Source organism: Bacillus cereus group sp. BfR-BA-01316 (assembly GCF_022664195.1).
Classification (GTDB): domain Bacteria; phylum Bacillota; class Bacilli; order Bacillales; family Bacillaceae_G; genus Bacillus_A.
Genome location: NZ_JAKUGX010000074.1, coordinates 1 through 1,568, shown reverse-complemented (window position 1 = coordinate 1,568; position 1,568 = coordinate 1). Strand labels below are relative to the sequence as shown.

Here is a 1,568-nt window from a genome sequence, read left to right as displayed (position 1 = left end):
AGGGTTTATTTGATATGCCTACTTTTATAACATCTATAAACGATAATAAAATACTACGTGAAAAGACCGCGTTTTGTATAAAAATATACCTTAAGTTGATGGATGTGGGGTCTCACCACATACTTATCAAGCTGAAATTTTATAGTGTTTCTGAACAAAATTTTGTGCTGATTTTGAACCCTTAAGTTGAGGGGGATCCTTTTTACGTTTTATCATTTTCAAAAAAATCCTTCATCATCTTAGCGCCTTCAATGTTCAATGTCACAGCTTCTACTTTATCTTTCTTCTCATCTTTAGCGATCGAAATTTGCTCCTTATTATCAATCCACACAAGAAATTCTTCTTTTGAGTCATCTTTATATGTAACGGTTATTGTAGAATGTGCAGATGCTCTCTTTTTTTGATCTAATGTGATTGTTTTCGTTGTTCCGTTTTGGACTGCTGAAGCGATTGATTGTATCATTTCTTCGTTATCTGTTTGAGATTTGGAACTAGTATTGCTTGTTGTTTTAAGTAATTCAATGTTTGTTATGTTTGCGGAGTTGAATGGAATGGCATTTTGTACATGTTCTTGCTTAGTTTGTGAAGCTTTATCTGTATTCGAGGTGCTTGTACAACCTATTAAAGTTAAAGATAGAACACTTAGAGCACATATATAAGTGATTTTTTTCATTTTATCTCCTCCTTCGATTTAATTATAACAATTTTCTGTCTATTAATGTAGTTATTGTAAGAAGAAGGTAAAATAATATTTCATTCTTACAAAATTGTCACATTCATGTAAGGTAATTCAATAGATTAGTTACTTTTTCCATGTCATAATAAAGACATAAGAAAGCTAATCAAAAAACTATAAGTTATTAGGAGAGTGTCAGTCATGATTGTAACAACAACGTCTGGAATTCAAGGTAAAGAAATTATAGAGTATATTGATATTGTAAATGGTGAAGCTATTATGGGTGCAAACATTGTCCGCGATTTATTCGCTTCAGTTCGTGATGTTGTCGGTGGTCGTGCTGGTGCTTATGAAAGTAAGCTAAAAGAAGCTCGTGATATTGCAATGGGAGAAATGAAAGAACTTGCAAAACAAAAAGGTGCGAACGCTATCGTTGGTATTGACGTAGATTACGAAGTTGTTCGTGATGGAATGTTAATGGTTGCCGTGAGTGGTACGGCTGTACGTATATAATTAGATAGAAAAAATCCCCTTAAAGTCTCTGTACTTTGAGGGGATTTTTTATTGGACAATTTATAAAAGGATACACTAATTATGTGATATTACAATCATACAAACGTATTAGAAGCGGTGTTTGTTTCGAGAAGGTTTATTATTTTATTATTCATTTTTGGAACAACGAATTTTTTAAGTGGATAGGTATGTGACGGTACCCCACATCCATCAACTTAAGGATTTAGACTATTCTTAAACTTAAAAGCACGTTACTATTCTCTTATGTTAATGAGAAAGGGTGACGTGCTTTTTATGAATATGCATCAAAAACAAGAGCTGTCTTTATTTGCCGAAGAGTTATATCGATATATGTCTCCCGCTACACTTAATCAATTAG

2 protein-coding genes are annotated in these 1,568 nt (G+C 32.7%); one reads left to right on the top strand and one right to left on the bottom strand.

Features of this window, described 5'->3' with window-relative positions; genetic code table 11:
* Positions 1 to 202 precede the first annotated feature (202 nt).
* Complete coding sequence (locus MR071_RS24945) at positions 203 to 673, bottom strand: hypothetical protein (protein ID WP_242238235.1); 471 nt, start codon at positions 671 to 673, stop codon at positions 203 to 205.
* A 204-nt stretch (positions 674 to 877) separates the two neighbouring features.
* Here MR071_RS24945 and MR071_RS24940 point away from each other — a divergent pair, with 204 nt between their 5' ends.
* On the top strand, positions 878 to 1,189 hold the full coding sequence (locus tag MR071_RS24940; protein ID WP_000637508.1) for a heavy metal-binding domain-containing protein: 312 nt from the start codon (positions 878 to 880) through the stop codon (positions 1,187 to 1,189).
* Positions 1,190 to 1,568: the final 379 nt, after the last annotated feature.